The sequence below is a fragment of the Rhizobium sp. Root1334 genome (assembly GCF_001426665.1).
GTDB lineage: Bacteria > Pseudomonadota > Alphaproteobacteria > Rhizobiales > Rhizobiaceae > Pararhizobium.
In genome coordinates, this window is record NZ_LMEY01000001.1 from 578,055 (window position 1) to 595,218 (window position 17,164).

Annotated in this window: 14 protein-coding genes; 5 read left to right on the top strand and 9 right to left on the bottom strand. The window is 60.5% G+C overall.

From position 1 onward, the window contains the following. Positions 1–270: 270 nt before the first annotated feature. Positions 271–897 carry a PRC-barrel domain-containing protein gene (locus ASD36_RS02830; RefSeq protein WP_060504771.1) on the top strand — a complete coding sequence of 209 codons (627 nt, stop codon included), beginning with the start codon at positions 271–273 and terminating at the stop codon, positions 895–897. Positions 898–953: 56 nt separating this feature from the next. On the opposite strand, the gene ASD36_RS02835 is transcribed toward ASD36_RS02830, so the two are convergent. Continuing rightward, positions 954–3,002 carry an NADH:flavin oxidoreductase gene (locus tag ASD36_RS02835; protein ID WP_060504770.1) on the bottom strand — a complete coding sequence of 683 codons (2,049 nt, stop codon included), beginning with the start codon at positions 3,000–3,002 and terminating at the stop codon, positions 954–956. 31 nt (positions 3,003–3,033) lie between these two features. Continuing rightward, positions 3,034–4,587: a trimethylamine methyltransferase family protein gene (locus ASD36_RS02840; protein ID WP_060504769.1), complete on the bottom strand. Its 1,554-nt coding sequence runs from the start codon at positions 4,585–4,587 to the stop codon at positions 3,034–3,036. Positions 4,588–4,677: 90 nt separating this feature from the next. On the opposite strand from ASD36_RS02840, the gene ASD36_RS02845 reads away from it, so the two are divergent. Beyond that, on the top strand, positions 4,678–5,601 hold the full coding sequence (locus tag ASD36_RS02845) for a LysR substrate-binding domain-containing protein (RefSeq protein WP_060504768.1): 924 nt from the start codon (positions 4,678–4,680) through the stop codon (positions 5,599–5,601). Positions 5,602–5,605: 4 nt separating this feature from the next. Here the strand turns inward: ASD36_RS02845 and ASD36_RS02850 are convergent, their stop codons facing one another. Together ASD36_RS02850 and ASD36_RS02855 are read right to left on the bottom strand one after the other, a co-directional pair. Further along, positions 5,606–6,967, bottom strand: a complete 1,362-nt coding sequence (locus ASD36_RS02850; RefSeq protein ID WP_060504767.1) for an EAL domain-containing protein — start codon at positions 6,965–6,967, stop codon at positions 5,606–5,608. A gap of 199 nt (positions 6,968–7,166) precedes the next feature. Further along, the gene (locus ASD36_RS02855; RefSeq protein ID WP_060504766.1) at positions 7,167–8,903 is read right to left on the bottom strand and encodes a response regulator; all 1,737 of its coding nucleotides are present in this window, start codon (positions 8,901–8,903) and stop codon (positions 7,167–7,169) included. Positions 8,904–9,185: 282 nt separating this feature from the next. Between ASD36_RS02855 and mutL the strand changes: the two genes are divergently transcribed. Together mutL and ASD36_RS02865 are read left to right on the top strand one after the other, a co-directional pair. Continuing rightward, a complete protein-coding gene (gene mutL / locus ASD36_RS02860; RefSeq protein ID WP_060504765.1) occupies positions 9,186–10,985 on the top strand; it encodes a DNA mismatch repair endonuclease MutL in 1,800 nt (599 codons plus the stop codon). A gap of 161 nt (positions 10,986–11,146) precedes the next feature. Continuing rightward, positions 11,147–11,374 (top strand): DUF2093 domain-containing protein, encoded by a 228-nt coding sequence (locus ASD36_RS02865; protein WP_060504764.1) that lies wholly within the window; start codon positions 11,147–11,149, stop codon positions 11,372–11,374. A 41-nt stretch (positions 11,375–11,415) separates the two neighbouring features. On the opposite strand, the gene lpxK is transcribed toward ASD36_RS02865, so the two are convergent. Continuing rightward, entirely contained in the window at positions 11,416–12,447 is a 1,032-nt protein-coding gene (lpxK, locus tag ASD36_RS02870) for a tetraacyldisaccharide 4'-kinase (RefSeq protein ID WP_060504763.1), read from the bottom strand. A 319-nt stretch (positions 12,448–12,766) separates the two neighbouring features. Between lpxK and ASD36_RS02875 the strand changes: the two genes are divergently transcribed. Next, positions 12,767–13,849 carry a flagellin gene (locus ASD36_RS02875; RefSeq protein ID WP_060504762.1) on the top strand — a complete coding sequence of 361 codons (1,083 nt, stop codon included), beginning with the start codon at positions 12,767–12,769 and terminating at the stop codon, positions 13,847–13,849. Between the two features lie 15 nt (positions 13,850–13,864). Here ASD36_RS02875 and ASD36_RS02880 read toward each other — a convergent pair whose 3' ends face one another. The 4 genes from ASD36_RS02880 to ASD36_RS02895 form a co-directional block, all read right to left on the bottom strand. Continuing rightward, entirely contained in the window at positions 13,865–14,572 is a 708-nt protein-coding gene (locus tag ASD36_RS02880; RefSeq protein WP_060504761.1) for an HAD family hydrolase, read from the bottom strand. 23 nt (positions 14,573–14,595) lie between these two features. After that, positions 14,596–15,909, bottom strand: a complete 1,314-nt coding sequence (waaA, locus tag ASD36_RS02885) for a lipid IV(A) 3-deoxy-D-manno-octulosonic acid transferase (protein ID WP_060504760.1) — start codon at positions 15,907–15,909, stop codon at positions 14,596–14,598. Between the two features lie 100 nt (positions 15,910–16,009). Further along, positions 16,010–16,246 carry a DUF4170 domain-containing protein gene (locus ASD36_RS02890; protein ID WP_060504759.1) on the bottom strand — a complete coding sequence of 79 codons (237 nt, stop codon included), beginning with the start codon at positions 16,244–16,246 and terminating at the stop codon, positions 16,010–16,012. Positions 16,247–16,305: 59 nt separating this feature from the next. After that, on the bottom strand, positions 16,306–17,118 hold the full coding sequence (locus ASD36_RS02895; RefSeq protein WP_060504758.1) for a 3'(2'),5'-bisphosphate nucleotidase CysQ: 813 nt from the start codon (positions 17,116–17,118) through the stop codon (positions 16,306–16,308). Positions 17,119–17,164 lie beyond the last annotated feature (46 nt).

Below are 17,164 nucleotides of genomic sequence, written 5' to 3' on the forward strand. Positions count from 1 at the left end.
AGTGCGATGAGATAAAAACGCCGAAAAATTCCCGCCAAAATAGAAGTAGCCAGCATTACCTGGTTCAAGCGTATTGGCCGAATTCCTTTCCGTTCTGGCTGAAGCCAGCTTCCGTAGCCTGCTTATAAAACGAAAAGTTCCTCCTCCAATTGCATATTTTTTTACGGAACCACCCTCCACCTGAGCCGTTGTGTTTGCATCACCGGTGCGGCGGCAAGGATTTGAACCCCGCGCTTTGATCGACAAAGAGAACGAAAAGGTAGGTTTACAATGACCAAGAAACTCGTAGCTTCCGTCGCCGCAGGTGCACTTTTTGCTGGCGTCACCGTATTCGCACCCATGAGTTTTGCTCAGGAAACAACACAGCCGTCGGCTCAGCCGCAGACCATGGAAACGCCAATGAGCGGCACCGAGCAGCCGGCTGACGCGATGAAGAAGCCGATGGACCAGGCGGCCGCAACCACGCCAGCCGCAGGTTCCGGTTACCTGACCGAACAGGGAGCAGACCAGATTGCGGCCAGCACCTATATCGGCCAGTCCGTCTACAATGCTTCGGATGAAAGCATCGGTGAGATCAATGACGTGATCTTCACCAAGGACGGCTCGGTCGAAGCGGCTGTCATCGGCGTTGGTGGCTTCCTGGGGATCGGTGAAAAGAACGTCGCCGTTCCGCTGGATACGATTACGGTTGCCGATGTACCGAACTCCGACGACCTGAAGCTGACCACGGCGGAAACCGCCGATACGCTGAAGGCAGCGCCGGAATTCAAGACCAAGTCGCAGCAGGTAGCTGAACAGAATGCCAATACGCCGGTTGATACGACAACCACGTCGTCAACGGCTCCGGCAGCGGATCCTGCAATGAAGCCGGCTGAACAGCCTGCGACCAACCCGTAATCCCGTAGAGGGCTGGGTGAGGCGAAACGGCGGTGCGAAAGCGCCGCCGTTTCTGTTTAGAACAGTACCCCGTAGCGAAGCGCGTCATAGATGCCCGCGTGAATATTGCGGCTGGCAACGGCGTCGCCGATGCGGAAAAGATCGAACTCCCCGTCCGGATTACGAGTCTTGATCGGATTTTCCTGGCGGATCAGCGCCTTGTAGTCCACCGCACCGAGATTGCGCGACAGCGGCTTCAGCGCGAGATAGAGGTCGGCCATCGGCAGGGTTCCGTGTTCGACCACGACCTGCGCCACCCGCCGTTCGACCGCGGCCCTTTCCGAATAGTCAGAGCCAAGCACAGCAACCAATTGGTTGCCCTCGCGGCGCACCGATTTCAGCCTTGTATTGATCGTCACCCGGACATTCTTTTCGGCAAATGCCTTGGCATAGGGAACATGGTTCATGCCGCCGATTTCCGGGGCGAACATGCGTTCCGGGGAGACGATCTCCAGTTCGGCACCACTTGCCGCAATCAATTCCGCCGCTGTCATGCCGGTATGGGCGCCATTGTCATCGTAGAGCAGGACGGGACCTTCCGGCTTGATAACACCGGCGATGATATCCCAGCTGGAGACCACCAGGTCTTCGCCCGCTTCGAGAACCGGATTTTGTGCGATGCCGCCGGTGGCGATGACCACCAGATCCGGCTTTCGCTCCACGATATCCTCAGCTTCGGCAAAGACATTGAAATGAATAGGAACGCCGAGACGCTCCAGCTCGGACAGGCGCCAGTCAACGATGCCGATCATTTCCTTGCGGCGCGGATTGCGGGCTGCGAGCAGGATCTGGCCCCCGGCCTCCCCGGTCGCCTCGAGCACTTCGACGGAATGACCACGCTCCGCCAGAACCCGTGCGGCCTCAAGTCCCGCCGGCCCCGCTCCGACCACGACGGCTTTCCGCAGAGGTCCGATTGTCTTCGAAATCACATGCGGGATGGTTGCCTCACGGCCTGTCGCCGCATTGTGAATACAGAGCGCACCGCCGCCCTCGTAAATGCGATCAAGACAATACGTGGCGCCGACGCATGGGCGGATCTGGTTTTCGCGGCCTTCGATGATTTTCTTGACGATATGCGGATCGGCGATATGGGCGCGCGTCATGCCCACCATATCGAGCTTGCCTTCGGCGATCGCATGGCGGGCGGTCGCGACATCGGCAATGCGGGCGGCGTGGAAGACCGGGAATTTGGTGGCGGTGCGAACCTCGCCTGCGAAATCCAGATGCGGCGATGCGACCATGCCCTGGATCGGGATAACATTGGTCAGATGCGCATCGTGATCGATATGACCGCGGATGATGTTCAGGAAATCGACCTTGCCGGACCCGGCCAGCCGTTTGGCGATCGCGACGCCTTCCTCGCGCGAGAGGCCGATATCCCATTGCTCATCCGCCACCATGCGGATACCGACGATGAAATCCGGGCCGACAGCCTTGCGCACCGCATCGAGAACCATGTCGGAAAAGCGCATGCGGTTATCGAGCGAACCGCCGAATTCGTCGTCGCGATGGTTGGTCGCGGGAGACCAGAAACCATCCATCAGATGGCCGTAGGCTTCGAACTCTATGCCGTCCAGCCCTGCCGCCTGCATGCGCTGAGCGGCGCTGGCATAATCGCCAACGATGCGCTCGATATCCCAATCCTCGATCTCCTTTGGAAACGCCCGATGGGCGGCTTCGCGCACGGGTGACGGCGACAGCACCGGCAGCCAGTCGCCCTTGTTCCAGCCGGTGCGGCGGCCCAGATGGGTAAGCTGGATCATCACGGCGGCGCCGTGCTCATGACAGTCGTCAGCAATCTTCTTCAGCCATGGCACGATCTCATCGGAATAGGCATAGAGATTGCCAAAGGCCGGCGGCGAATCCTCCGAGACGATCGCCGAACCCGCCGTCATGGTCAGCGCGATGCCGCCCTTGGCCTTTTCGAGATGATAGAGCCGGTAGCGGTCTTTCGGCATGCCGTCTTCGGAATAGGCCGGCTCATGCGAGGTCGACATGATCCGGTTTTTCAATGTCAGATGCCTGAGCTGATAGGGCTGGAGCAACGGATCTTTCGTCGAGGTCATTCTGTTTTCCCGGGAGGCGAGATGCCCGGTATCAATACCAGGCATCGGCCATGCTGCTCTTGCGTCGTGTCATATAGTCGTCCAACGCCTCGTCGATTGCCACATCCAGCGGCGGCGCTTCATATTCGGCCAGCGTCTTTTTCCAGCGCTTGTTGGCGCGCGCCGCCATGTCGGTCGAGCCGCCCTCCTCGCTCCATTTTTCAAAAGGTTCGTTGTCGGAGAGAGCGGAATCCCAAAATGCGGTTTGATAGTTGCGCATGGTGTGATCGCAGCCGAGAAAATGGCTACCCGGTCCCACCTGCAGGAAGGCGTCCATGGCCAGCGTATTGTCGTCCACCACGACACCCGCGAGGTAGGAATGCAATGCGCCGCAAAAATCCGTGTCCATGACGAATTTCTCGTAGGACATCGCCAGCAGCCCATCGAGGAAGCCGGCGGAATGCAGGATGAAGTTGGCGCCGCAATGCACGGCAGACAGCATCGACATGACGCCTTCCTGCATTGCCTGTGCATCCGGCAGCTTCGAATTGGAGAAATTGCCGGCGCAGCGCAGCGGCAATTTCAGCCGCCGGGCGAGTTGGCCGATCACCATCGAGCCTATGGCCGGTTCCGGTGTGCCGAAGGTCGGCGATCCCGAGCGCAGCGACATGGACGACAGGAAATTGCCGAAGATCACCGGCGCGCCCTTGCGCTCCAGCTGGGTCAACGCACAGCCGGCCAGCGTCTCAGCGTAAGACTGGGCAATCGCTCCGGCATTGGTGACCGGCCCCATGGCGCCACCGAGAATGAACGGCACGATGACGGCAGCCTGATTGGCACGGGCATAGGCGCGCAGCGATTTCGTCATGGTGCCATCCCAGACGAGCGGCGAGTTGACGTTGACATTGCCAAGGATGACGCAGTTCTGATCGACGAAATCACGGCCGAAGACGATCCGCGCCATGTCGATCGAATCCTCCGCCCGGTCTTCGGCGGTGATCGACCCCATGAAGGCGCGATCGGAATATTTGATATGGCTGTAGACCATGTCGAGATGGCGCTTATTGACCGGCACATCGACCGGCTCGCAGATCGTACCGCCGGAATGGTGCAGCCAGGGGCTCGACTGGGCGAGCTTGATGAAATTGCGGAAATCTTCCAGCGTGCCGTAACGGCGGCCCTTGTCGAGGTCCATGACGAAGGGCGAGCCATAGGCCGGGGAGAAGACAACATTCCTGCCGCCGATCTCGACATTATGGGCGGGATTGCGGGCGTGCTGGGTAAACTGGGCGGGTGCAGTGGAAACGATCTCGTTCAGCATGCCGGGCTCGAAGCGGACAAGCAGACCATCGACCTTCGCCCCTGCCCGCTTCCAGTGGTCGATCGATGCGGGATCGTCGCGGAACTCGATGCCAACCTCAGACAGGATGCGATCGGCGACCCGCTCGATCTTCTGAAGGTTTTCCTCGCTGAGGATATCATAGGTCGGGATGTTGCGGGCGATATAGGGGACGCCCGTAATCCTGGCCGAATTGTCACGCCTTGCCGGTCGCGCCGAGCGTGAACGTCTTGCCGGTTCTGCTTCGTTAGCCACAAGCGTTTCCATCGGATGCCTCCCCTTTTCTCAGTCGAGGCTAGCCGCGAAAAAGATCAGTGTAACGCTGGAAAAATTGGAGACATGATATAAGCTGTATTTATGGAAACTCTGCGCCGCCTGCTGCCTTCTGCCTCCAGTCTGATCGTCTTTGAGGCGGCCGGGCGACATCAGAACTTCACGCGTGCCGCCAATGAGCTGGCAATGACGCAGGCCGCCGTTTCCTATGCCATTCGTGGCCTGGAGGAACAACTGGGCGTGCCGTTGTTTCACCGGGTTCATCGCGCGGTGCAATTGACGGAAGCGGGCGAAAAGTTCCATGCCGACGTGTCGCTCGGACTGTCGCGCATCCAGAAATCGGCCGAAGAAATCCGGGCCAAGCGGCGCGAGACCAATGTGACGCTCGCCGCATCCACAGCCTTTGCCTCGATGTGGATGCTGCCACGGCTGACGAAACTGCGTGAAGACCTGCCCGAGATCGACCTGCGCATCCAGACCAGCGTGCGCGATCTCGATCTTGAGGAAGAGCCGATCCCGCTTGCCATCCGCGGCGGCGGCGATCCGGTCAACTGGCCGCGCTACCATACCGCACTTCTGGCGCCCGAGGTGATCTGCGCCGTCGCATCACCCGCCTTCGTCGAGGCCAACGGCATGCCGCAACGGCCGGCCGATTTGTTGAAGCACCCGTTGATCCATCTGGAAGAACCAGTCAGGCAAGCCTACAGCTGGCAGGAATGGTTTGCCAGTGCCGGCGTTTCCTACCCCGCCAAGGCACGGCGGTTGACGCTGAACGATTATGTCCTGGTGATCCAGGCGGTGCTGGCCGGTGAAGGCGTCGCGCTTGGATGGAACCATCTGATCGAGCGGCAGGTTCGCTCGGGCGCGCTGGTTCCGGTCGGCAATCATGTGCTGAAGACCGATCTGGCCTTTTACGTCGTCTGGCCGCGCTCACGCGAACTCAACCAACAGGCACGCCGGGTGCGCGATTGGCTCCTGGAGGAAGGACGCCGGGAGCGGGAGAGTTGAAGGCTCAGACCGCGACGGAGAGTGCGGGGCTGGTCTCGCGATATTTCTCAGCGAGATAACGCAGCGTCGTGACAGAGTCTGCTGGCTTGCCGTAAAAATAGCCCTGCCCCATGCCGCAGCCAAGCCCTTTGAGCTTCAGCGCCTCGGAGAAATCCTCGATCCCCTCGGCAACGACCTCGAGGTTGAGCCCCTCGCACATGGCGATGATCGCCTTGACGATATGCTCGGACGCGCGGTCGGCGGAGATGCGCGAAACGAAGGCGCGATCGACCTTGACCTTGTCGAAGGAGAAATCCCGCAGGCGCCCAAGACTTGATTGCCCCGTGCCGAAATCGTCGAGCGAGATGCGAACGCCGGCGGCGCGCAGTTCGGTGACGATCCTCTGGGCAACATCCGCATCGGTCATCACAGCGGTCTCGGTGATTTCGAGTTCCAGCCGACGTGGATCAAGTCCCGCACGCTGGATGATCGACAGGACATTGGTGGCCGTCATCGGGTCCATCAGCTGCGCCGACGACAGATTGAAGGATAAAAACAGCTCCTTCGGCCAGAGCAGTGCCGTCTCAGCCGCCTTGCGCAGCAGGGTCTCGGACAGGGAATCGATGAAGCCGCGCTCTTCGGCGAGCGGCACGAAAACGGCGGGAGAGACATAGCCCAGATCCGGATCACACCAGCGGGCGAGCGCTTCGAAACCCACCACCATTTCAGTCTTCAAATTGACGATCGGCTGAAAATGGACATCGACCTCATCGGCGATGATTGCATTGCGCAGCGCCTGCTCCAGCTGCGTCGCGCGCTTCATCTCCTGGGCGATTTCCTGGGAATAGACGGTGATCTGGCCACGGCCGCGACGTTTGGAACGGTAGAGCGCCGTATCGGCGCTTTTCAAGAGGTCCTCGAATTCCTCACCGGCGAACGGATAAACGGCGAATCCGAAGGAGGCGGACAGGCGAACATTGCGCTCGCCCAGATCAAAGGGGGCCGACAAAACCTCTTTCAGCATCTGGCCGATCTTTTCGGCGGCCTTGCGCTCGAAGACCAGCGGCAAGACGAAGGCGAACTCGTCGCCGCCAGCGCGGATGACCGTTGCACCATCCGGTACGCAGGCCAGAAGGCGGCTTGCCACCTGGCACAGGATTTCATCGCCGGCATTGGGACCGAAGAGATCGTTGATAGGCTTGAATCCGTCGAGATTGGCAAGGCCGATCGTGAACGGCGCGGGATCGCTGGCGCGATCGGCGGCGATTTCACGCACCTTGTCACGCAGTCTGTAGGAATTGCCCAGCCCGGTCAGCGGATCGGTATAGGCCATTGCATGCAGGTCATTCCGGCTGATGTGCTGAGACGGTGTTTCAGCAGAATTCATAAACGCATTCCCAGGATTTGGATTCAGGCAGTCTCAGGAACAGACGATGGGCATGGAGAGTTAAAATTTCGAAAGCGCCTCTTGCCCTCTTTCCGCATCCTTCTCCCTAATTCTAGGGAGTTGACATAAATATGGTTCAAACCCGTGCTTTTGCTTGGCTTTCCCGCCTTATTTTAGAGATTGCAAACTTGGTGAGCGATTACCCCGCCATGCGTTCAGTTTTCGCGTTGACGAACTTGCGGTAGACGGCCTCGATCATGTCTGGGCTGATCGGCTTGGTGATATAGTCATCCATGCCGGCCAGCTTGCTTTGTTCTATATCGATGTCGAGCGCCTGCGCCGTGACGGCGATGATGGGCGTCTGGAACACTGCATTTTTCTCAAGAGCGCGGATGGCGCGTGTCGCGTCAAATCCATTCATCACCGGCATCGAGACGTCCATCAGCACAAGGTTCGGCCGGTATTGCTGCCACAGCTTGACGGCCTCCTCGCCGTTGGCGGCGATACGATAGGATATGCCGATCCCTTCGAGAATCTGGGCAAAGACGAACTGGTTGATTTCGTTGTCCTCGGCGACCACGACTTCGACTTCCGGCATGGGCCGGCCGGTCAGGTTGGCTTCCGGCACAATAATATCCCAATCGGCAGGGCCTTCGGCTTCCACCGACGGCAACGCGCCGATGCCGTGTTCGCATAACGCCGTAATGCTGGCGCGCAATTCGACGGCTTTCCAATCCTTGGCGATCAACAGGGAGGGAGACACCGTCCAGTTCGCAAGCGTCGCCAGTGCATGGGCCATCGTGCCGTCGATCAGAAGGGCATCGATCGTGATCCCGCGCGCTGTACACGCATCCTTGAACGCTGCAAGCTCAGTGGCGTTTCTGACCGCGCAGGCATCAAAACCCCAGCGGCGCAGCTGCGGCACCAGGTTGATTTCAAGAGCAGCGGCGGCCGTCATCAAGAGGATTTTCTGCCTGCCCCTCATGTCGGGGTCGATGATGGCACCCGCCTCGACCAGATGCTGCATGTCAATCGAGCGGAAGGGGTCGTAGCAATTCTGCGCCGGGGCAAAGGTGCTGTAATCCTTGACTTGCAACGGCGACCGGCCGGACGTGATGCCATCCAGCCCGTCATATCCCACGACCAGATCGGTCACGTCGTTCATGCAGGTGACCAGCAGATGTTTGCCGGGATCGCCGACACGGAACTTGCGGGTGACGACCCAGAGATCCTCGCCATCCGCCTTCACAATCTGCTCCGGCTGGCAATGGATAACGCCGCTCTCCAGCGTTACGCGGTCGGAGCGTTCGAATTTTTCGGCCAGATCCGGCTCGAGAAGATCCCAGACGGACCGACCAAGGATGGCGTCCGGGGTCATGCCGTGGAGGTCACAGAAGGCCTTGTTGACGGCGATATAGCTGAGGTTGCGATCTTTCACGCAGAGCGGGTTGGGCAGGCAATCGAGAATGCCCTCGGTCAGTTCGACGCGTTCCATATCGAGCTGCATCTGCTCGTCGCGCTTTTTCTGCTCGGAAACATCGTTGATTGCGACGATGCCGAGACCGTTCGACAAGCGCCGCGTGCGCACGTTGATCCAGCGGTGGCGGCCGATGCGTTCGACCACATCGAAACGCTCGCGCCAATGGTGCGACAGATGTTCGGAAATCCATTCCTCACGATTGGCATGGCGGCGGCTGCTCTCGGGCGCCGTGCCGCTGCGAACGCCGGAATCGAAGATCGCGCCGAGAAAATCCTTCAGCCGTGTTCCAGCCTCCAGAAAATGCGCCGGAATGGGATAGAACTGGAGAATGGGGCGTGTGGCAAAAACAATCTCATCATTCTTGTCGCAGACAAGAATGGCCAAGCCGAGCGCGTCAGACGTCGCCTCAAGCACCGTTTTCTGGATGTTCGCGCCGAAAGACGCTACATCATTCATTGCATAGCCCTCATATAACCTTGGCGGCTTCTTTTTCCGGGGACATGCTGACGAACGCGCCGATCAGGCCGTATCTGGGGTTCCGTTCCCGGGCGGACAGCTGCGCCACAGGCTCCAAATGACAAAACCTGTGCTCATTCAGGCTGTCGCCGAACCTCGCAGCTTTGTATTAAGGCCAGATTAAACCCGGCTAAATTTGTCATGGGGCCTACACCTCGACACAGCCGGGGATAGACCCTCGATCACACTTTCCATGTGCAGCCGAATCCCCGACAATAGACCATGGCCATCAAGCAACTTTCGGAAACCCTCATCAATCAGATCGCCGCCGGTGAGGTCATTGAACGCCCTGCCAGCGCGGCCAAGGAACTGATCGAGAATGCGCTCGATGCGGGCGCCACCCGTATCGAAATCGCCACTGCGGGCGGCGGCAAGACCTTGTTGCGGGTGACTGACAATGGCTGCGGCATGGGGCCGGACGATCTGGAACTGGCGGTGCGTCGCCATTGCACGTCCAAGCTCGATGACAATCTTCTCGATATCCGCACGCTCGGGTTTCGTGGCGAAGCTCTGCCATCGATCGGTTCGGTTGCCCGGCTGACGATCACCAGCCGGCCTGGTGGTGCCAGCCACGGTGCCGAGATCGGCGTTTTCGGTGGCAAGCTGCAGCCGGTGAAACCCGCCGCCGTCAACCAGGGTACCGTGGTCGAAGTCCGCGATCTCTTTTTCGCGACGCCGGCACGGCTCAACTTCATGAAGACCGAACGGGCGGAAGCATCCGCCATCTCCGAGGTCGTGCGGCGCATGGCGATCGCCTTTCCGGAGGTGCGTTTCGTGCTGTCCGGCTCTGATCGCACGACGCTGGAATTCGCTTCTACCGGTGATGACCGGCTGGCCCGCATCGCCCAGGTGCTGGGCCGGGATTTCCGCGACAATGCGATCGAGATCGATGCCGAGCGCGAGGGCGCGCGGCTGACCGGCTTTGCCGGAGTACCGACTTTCAATCGTGGCAATTCATTGCAGCAATATGCCTTCGTCAATGGCCGTCCGGTACAGGACAAACTGATCTGGTCGGCATTGCGGGCCGCCTATGCCGAGACCATCCCGCAGGGGCGCTATCCGGTGGCCGTATTGTCACTGACGATCGATCCGGATGTCGTCGATGTCAACGTGCACCCGGCAAAGTCCGACGTCCGCTTCCGTGATCCGGGAATGATACGCGGCCTGATCATCGGCGCGATCCGCCAGGCGCTGGCTCAAGATGGCGACCGGGCTTCGACCACCGGTGCCAGCGGGCTGATGCGAGCCTTCCGGCCGGAGCCGCAAAGGCAAAACGCAAACTGGACGGCCGCCTCCTCCCCCTACCGGCCTATGGATTTCGGCTCGGAGTCCAATGGCTTCAGCGAACGGCCGCAGGCAGCCTTTGCCGAAATGGCGATACCGTCCGCTCGCGCCCCAATGAGCGAACCCGAACTGGCGGCGGCTCCGCAACCGGATAAAGCCCACCCGCTGGGTGCGGCGCGGGCACAGCTGCACGAAAACTACATCGTTGCCCAGACCGAAGACGGCCTCGTCATCGTCGATCAGCATGCCGCCCATGAACGGCTGGTGTTCGAGGAATTGCGCAAGGGCCTGAATTCGCGGCCGATCCCGGCCCAGGCCCTGCTCATTCCCGAGATCGTCGATCTGCCGGAAGACGATTGCGACCGGTTGATCAGCCATTCGGCCGAATTCTCAAGGCTCGGGCTCGGCATCGAACGGTTCGGCCCGGGTGCCATCGCCATCCGCGAGACACCTTCCATGCTCGGCGAGATGGATGCGGTTGGGCTGGTACGGCAACTGGCCGACGAACTGGCCGAATGGGATACCGCCAACGGTCTTGCCAGCCGGCTCGATTATCTCGCTGCTACGATGGCCTGCCACGGCTCGGTGCGTTCCGGACGGCGGCTGCGCCCCGAGGAAATGAACGCGCTGCTCAGGCAGATGGAGGCGACGCCCGGTTCTGGCCAGTGCAACCACGGACGACCGACCTATATCGAGCTGAAGCTTTCCGATATCGAACGGCTGTTCGGGCGCAGTTAAGCAGCCAGTCCGTCAATTGCGCTGGAAATCTCGGCAATGTCGCGCTAGAGCATGGTCACAACAGATGACGCTGGAACGCTCGTCTTGACGCGTTCATCCGGATGCCCGTCGAGACAGCGCCACCAAAGAGCGGACGACAAGTGATGCGGGGTCGCAGGACGATGAACAGATTTGAGGGCAACAGCAACCGGGAAGCCAAAATCCGCTATCTCGACGGCGACTTCCAGATCGTGCTGCCCGGATCGCATGTCATCTGCGCGATGACCGGCGCGGTCATCCCCGTCGATGAGTTGCGTTACTGGAGCGTTGCGCGGCAAGAGCCCTATGCCGACGCCGAAGCCTCCTATGAGGCCGACAAGCGTGCCGGCATCCTGCCAAACCAGAAGTAAATCTGCTTCATTCCTACCGGATCACCTCTTGCAGCCTGCGCTTACGACTTGCGCAGGTTTCGGGTGCGGGCCGCGTTGACGGCTGCGTCGATGATCTTAGCCGGTGATCCGGGATCGTCGAAACGGACTTCCACTTCGATCACCCGGCTTTTTTCCATCAGTTCTCCGGCACGTCCATGCCCGGGTTCCAGTCGCACCATGTCCTTGGCAGTGGTCACCAACTGATAGCCGTGGGCGGCGGCATGGTCGAGAAGATCGCCGATCTCGTCCTCGGTAAAATGATGATGATCGGGAAAGCTGCGGGTTTCGGCGATGACCGCCCCCGTTTCGCGAACCGTACGGAAGAATTTTTCCGGATCGGCAATACCGGCCCAAGCCAAAACCTGCACATCCTTCAGCCCACCATCATCGAGATGTTCGACATTGGCGGCATAAATCTGCTTGCCGGCGCGGGCGGAGCGGCGGATCAGGGCATCGGCGCGATCGCCGTTGCCGATCTTCAACAGCGCGGAGGCATGACGGATCTGCTGGGGGATCGGCGCCCGCACAGGACCGGCAGGGATCAGGAAGCCGTTGCCGATGCCACGGCGGCTATCGATCACCAGCAGGGAAAAATCGAATGTCAGCCGGGCGCTCTGAAAACCGTCGTCCATGATGATGAGGTCGGCGCCCTCAGCCACCAGCCGGCGCGCGCCTTCGACGCGTTTGCGGCAAACCACGGCCAGCCCCTCGCGGGCGAGAAGCAGCGGTTCGTCGCCGACGTCGCGGGCCCGGTGATGCGCCGGATCGACCACGGTCGTGACATCAAGCGAACCGCCATAACCGCGGCTGAGGAAGCCGGGTTTCAACCCGCGCTGACGGGCAGCCCGGGCAAGCGCGATTGCGGTCGGCGTCTTGCCTGCTCCACCAACGGTGAAATTGCCCACGCAAATGACCGGAACTGGCACGGATGCGCGCCGCGCGTGATCCATGCGCGAGCCGGAAATACGCCCGTAAATCCAGGAAAACGGCCAGAGTCCGTAGGCGCGCCAATCCGCTTTTGTCCACCAGAATGGCGGTGCATCAGAAACCATCAGTCCTTCCAGGCCTCCCGCGCCGGCCGGTCACTCCCGGTTTTCGCAATCTTCTGCGCGGCAAATTCGTGTCCTATCGAAAACATTTTCTCAGCAGAGAAAACACTCCCGATCCGCGACACCAAACGTCAGATCGCCGGGAATTGCAAGCCGCGGGCGTACCAGCAGGCCCGATCGGCTGTTGACGCAGCACTGCCAAGCATGCCTGCGGCGCCTGCCACAACCCAGGCGGTATACCGAGTATTAACCAGACTACGGCACTCTCGATTAACCAGGTTTGGTGCCCTCCGTTTTCTTGTTTTTCGTAGCGGATCTAAAAATGAATATAAGTTTCAACTCGGCGGCCACCGCCGCTTTGGCGATTCTGCGCCATAATGACAGCACTCATGCCAAGATGCAGGATGTCATCACCACCGGCATGCGGATATCGGAAGCCGCCGACAATGCTGCCTATTGGTCGATCGCCACCGATATGCGCAACACCACCAAGGCCACGAGCACCGTAATCGACGCACTTGAACTGGGTGCCGCGCTGGTCGATGTGTCCTATCAGGGGATGGAGGACCTGATCTCCATCACATCCGAGATCAAGACCAAGATCATGGCGATGAAGGAGCCTGGCGTCGATCGCTACAAGGTCAGCGCCGAGATTTACGAACTGGAAAAACAGTTTCTCTCGACGACGCAGTCGTCGTCATTCAACGGGCGCAACCTTCTGGCGCCCGGCGAACTGCACTATACCGAGAAAAGCTATGTCGACGGCAACGGCAAGACGTTGAACTATATCGAGATGAGCCCCCCGGACACCAATGTCGCCTTTGGCGGCATCGTTGCAAGCTATACCAAAGGCACGGTCGGCATCATCAACATCTATGGCGACAGCAACCTCAATGTGTTCGGCCCTGCCACCTACAAGAACGCCGACGGCAGCACGTCGGCGCAGAACGGGTTGGTCGATACCCCGCAAGCCGACGGCATGACCGGCGGCGTGCCGCACCCGGACCCGGCCAAGACCACCGCATGGCTGCCAGCCTTCAACGGCCGCACCCAGATCGGCCTTGGCACCGACGATATGTTCAGCGCCTCGCATATGGGCGAGGTCCCTGCCGATCTCGTTGAAACAGCAACCGATCTGCTGCTGAAGCGCTATGACGATATCCACAAGACGCTGACCGACCGGGCAGCAACGCTTGGATCGCTCAGCATGCGCATCGACATGCAGACGGATTTCAACAGGACCCTGACCGCGACGATCCAGAAGGGTATCGGCCGCCTGGTGGACGCCGACATGAGCGATGCCTCGACCAAGCTCAAGGCCGTCCAGGCACAGGTCCAGCTGGCGGTTCAGGCGCTCAACATCGCCAACAACGCGCCGTCACTGCTGATGCAGCTGTTCCGCTGACGGCTGGGGTGGGCGTTAGACCAGTACCGTCTCAAGTTCGGTGATGTCGTTCAAGCAATGATCCGATGCCGCCGCGAGCGATTGCGGCGAGCCGGTGCCAGTCAGAACGGCAACCGTCAGGCCGACACCAGCATTGCGGCCCATGTGCAGGTCGTGATTGTTATCACCGACGACGGCGACCTGGTGGGGCTCAAGCCCCGTCGCCGCGCAGAAACCGTGCACCATGCCCGGCTGGGGCTTGGTGCCGAACCCGCTGTCATAACCTGCGACATAGTGCAGGTACCCGTCGAAACCGAAACGCTTGGCGGTTTCGCGGATCGAGCGTTCATTGTCGCTGGAGGCGACGCCAAGACGATAGCCCTTGGCATGCAGATTGGCAAAGAACGTGGCGAGATCGGTGACCGGCACCGCATATCCAGCCGAATTGGAAAACAGTCCGTCGAGCTTCACCGTCAGTGCCTCAACCGTATAGGGCGCGCCCGCCGCGACCATGCCGGTGGCAATCTCCACGGTATTGCCTGCGGCCAGCAGGCTGTCGGGCAGGACGTGGCCGGTGTCGGGATCCATGCCACCGGCGACCAGCAGTCGCTTTGCCAGTTCGGCGTCGCCATTGGCGGCGATGCTGGCGACTTCATAGTTCACCGGCACCCAGCTCTTCACATAGTCGAGCAGCGTCCCGTCCTTGTCGAAGAGAATGCCGGAAATGGTCTTGTCGGTCGTCATGGATGCCCCACCGGAAGAAAGTGTCAGTTATCACCGCGTGGCTGCAGCCGCGCCTTCACCGTCAGCGGATTGATATAAGGCTCCAGGCCCCGGATCGTCGCCGACAGCGCTCCGCGCATTTCATGCACGGTTTCGAGCCCGGCATCGATCATCTTGCGACGAACCTCGTCGTTGACGAGAAGATAATTCACGCCCTTGGCCAACATCTCGACATCACGGATGATCTTGGCGCTGCCGTTCTTGGCGAGCATCTGGTAGGTATCGCGGAAATTCTGGACATTGCCGCCCGAAAGGATGGCGCAGCCAAGCATGGCCGGCTCCAGCGGGTTCTGCCCGCCTTCGCCAAACAACGAGCGGCCGACAAAGGCAACCTCGGTCAAACGCAGATAGAGCCCCATCTCCCCGATCGTATCTCCGAGAAAGATATCGGTTTCCGGCGTGATCGGGTCGTTGCGGGTGCGCCGCGCGACCGTCAGCCCCTTGGACGTGAGCATCGCCTCGATCGCATCGCAGCGCTCGGGATGGCGGGGTACAATGATGGTCAGGAGGCCGGTGCGTTCCTTCAGGGCGCGATGAACGATACCGGCGGCATTTTCCTCGCCCTCGAACGTGGAGATGGCAGCCCAGGTCTTGCGGTCACGAATTTGCTGGCGGTAGTGCTTCAGCGCCTGGTTGTCATACGGCGGCGCATCGGTATCGACCTTCAGATTACCCGACACCATGACCGGCAGCGCGCCGAGCGTGCGGAAGCGTTCAGCATCGGCCTCGGACTGGGCAATGACAAGCGCCAGGTTTTCAAAGAGCGCGTCAGCCAGCCAGAGGCGCTTCTTCCAGCGGCCGAAGGTCCGGTCCGACAGGCGGCCGTTGACGAGAACCTGTGGAATATGGCGCCGACCAAGCTCCATCATCGTCATCGGCCAGATCTCCGACTCCGCGATGATTGCCAGATCCGGCTCCCAATAATCGAGGAACCGGCTGACAGCCGGTTTGAAATCGAGCGGCACATATTGATGAATGACGCGTGAGCCGAGCCGATCGGCGACAATGCGCGCCGATGTCTTCGTACCCGTGGTCAAGACCACCGAGATGCCGCGGCGCGCGACTTCATTGATCAGCGGGATGATGGCAGTGGTTTCGCCGACGCTGGCCGCATGAAACCAGACCAGCGGCCCTTGCGGGCGTGGTGCGCTGGCATGGCCATAGCGCTCCTGGCGGCGGGCACTGTCTTCCTTGCCCTTGGCGGCCCGGGCGGCGAGGTAGCCCCAGACCAACGGATAGACCGCGGTGCCGATCCAGCGATAGCTGGACAGCGCCAGCCGGGCGAGCATACGGGTCATATGGACAGGCCCCCCGCGCAGCGGCGGCCACGAAGGCTATCCGCGTGTGCGGCGGCGGCCCGTTCAGCCGCGCGGTTTACCTGCCCAAAACGCCTTGGCATCAAGCCTGTTCCGGATCCAGCAGCCGGTGCATGTGCACGATGAAATAGCGCATATGGGCGTTGTCGACGGTCAACTGGGCCTTGGACTTCCAGGCCGTGAGGGCACTGTCATAGTCAGGGTAGATGCCGACGACATCGAGTTTTTCCAGATCGCGGAACTCAACACCGGTCAGCGTTGTCAGTTCACCGCCGAACACCAGATGCAGACGCTGCTTAGTTTCCAAATTCTGAGCCATCAGACCTTCCAATTTTCTTGTCGTATTTTCTTGTGGTTTGCGGCATTCAGCCGGAAAGGTCAATGGCCCTCCAGCCCCCGTGACGCGGCAATCAACGCCGGTAATGCAGGCTTTGCCGCCGCACACAGGACCGTATGGCGAACATTGGGGCGATTGTAGGAAAGCGGCTGTCCGTCCAGGTTAAAAACTGCCCCACCCGCCCGCTCCAGGATCAGATCGGCCGCTGCCAGATCCCAATCATGCGAATTCTTCTTGACGACAGTGCCGTCGATCCGGCCATCGGCGATCATCGCAATCCGGTAGGCCAGCGACGGCACATGGGGGATGCGCGACACGCTGGCCCGGAAGCCGGGCTCCAGCAAGCCGACGGTTTCTTCGGCAAGTGCAATCCGCAACATCTCCGCGCCCATCGGCCTGACGGTAATCGGTTCGCCGTTCTTCAGCACCTCGCCCGACGCTGTCGCCTGAAACAGTTCGCCAAGCGCCGGAGCGAAAAGAACGCCAGCGACAGGCCGGCCAAGATGCACGACAGCGACGCTGACGCACCAGACATCCTTGCCGGCGATAAAGGCGCGAGTGCCATCGATCGGATCGACAACGAAGACGGTATCGCAGCCGAGCCTCGCCTCGTCATCGTCGGTTTCCTCCGACAGCCAGCCATAGTTTGGCCGGGCTGCCAGAAGCTTTTCCTTGAGGATATCGTTGGCAGCGAAATCCGCCTCGCTGACAGGCGAGCGGCCGCCGTTCTTCCACTGGACGTCCGGATCCTTGCGGAAGTAGGACATCGCCTTTTCACCCGCAGCCTTCGCCGCCATCGTGATCAACTCCAGATCACTGGACCATTGCTCCGGCGATGGGCGAACGGCATTCATGTCAAACTTCCGTTTCCCGCGGCATCCGCCGCGTTAAAGATGCGTG

Excerpts from the sequence above, each read along its gene's own strand:
- ASD36_RS02880 (WP_060504761.1), bottom strand. The coding sequence starts at position 14,572 with ATGACGACCGACAAGACCATTTCCGGCATTCTCTTCGACAAGGACGGG.
- ASD36_RS02895 (WP_060504758.1), bottom strand. The coding sequence starts at position 17,118 with ATGAATGCCGTTCGCCCATCGCCGGAGCAATGGTCCAGTGATCTGGAG.
- ASD36_RS02845 (WP_060504768.1), top strand. The coding sequence starts at position 4,678 with ATGGAAACTCTGCGCCGCCTGCTGCCTTCTGCCTCCAGTCTGATCGTC.
- ASD36_RS02840 (WP_060504769.1), bottom strand. The coding sequence starts at position 4,587 with ATGGAAACGCTTGTGGCTAACGAAGCAGAACCGGCAAGACGTTCACGC.
- ASD36_RS02875 (WP_060504762.1), top strand. The coding sequence starts at position 12,767 with ATGAATATAAGTTTCAACTCGGCGGCCACCGCCGCTTTGGCGATTCTG.
- ASD36_RS02830 (WP_060504771.1), top strand. The coding sequence starts at position 271 with ATGACCAAGAAACTCGTAGCTTCCGTCGCCGCAGGTGCACTTTTTGCT.
- ASD36_RS02855 (WP_060504766.1), bottom strand. The coding sequence starts at position 8,903 with ATGAATGATGTAGCGTCTTTCGGCGCGAACATCCAGAAAACGGTGCTT.
- ASD36_RS02850 (WP_060504767.1), bottom strand. The coding sequence starts at position 6,967 with ATGAATTCTGCTGAAACACCGTCTCAGCACATCAGCCGGAATGACCTG.
- mutL (WP_060504765.1), top strand. The coding sequence starts at position 9,186 with ATGGCCATCAAGCAACTTTCGGAAACCCTCATCAATCAGATCGCCGCC.
- waaA (WP_060504760.1), bottom strand. The coding sequence starts at position 15,909 with ATGACCCGTATGCTCGCCCGGCTGGCGCTGTCCAGCTATCGCTGGATC.
- ASD36_RS02865 (WP_060504764.1), top strand. The coding sequence starts at position 11,147 with ATGAACAGATTTGAGGGCAACAGCAACCGGGAAGCCAAAATCCGCTAT.
- ASD36_RS02890 (WP_060504759.1), bottom strand. The coding sequence starts at position 16,246 with ATGGCTCAGAATTTGGAAACTAAGCAGCGTCTGCATCTGGTGTTCGGC.
- ASD36_RS02835 (WP_060504770.1), bottom strand. The coding sequence starts at position 3,002 with ATGACCTCGACGAAAGATCCGTTGCTCCAGCCCTATCAGCTCAGGCAT.
- lpxK (WP_060504763.1), bottom strand. The coding sequence starts at position 12,447 with ATGGTTTCTGATGCACCGCCATTCTGGTGGACAAAAGCGGATTGGCGC.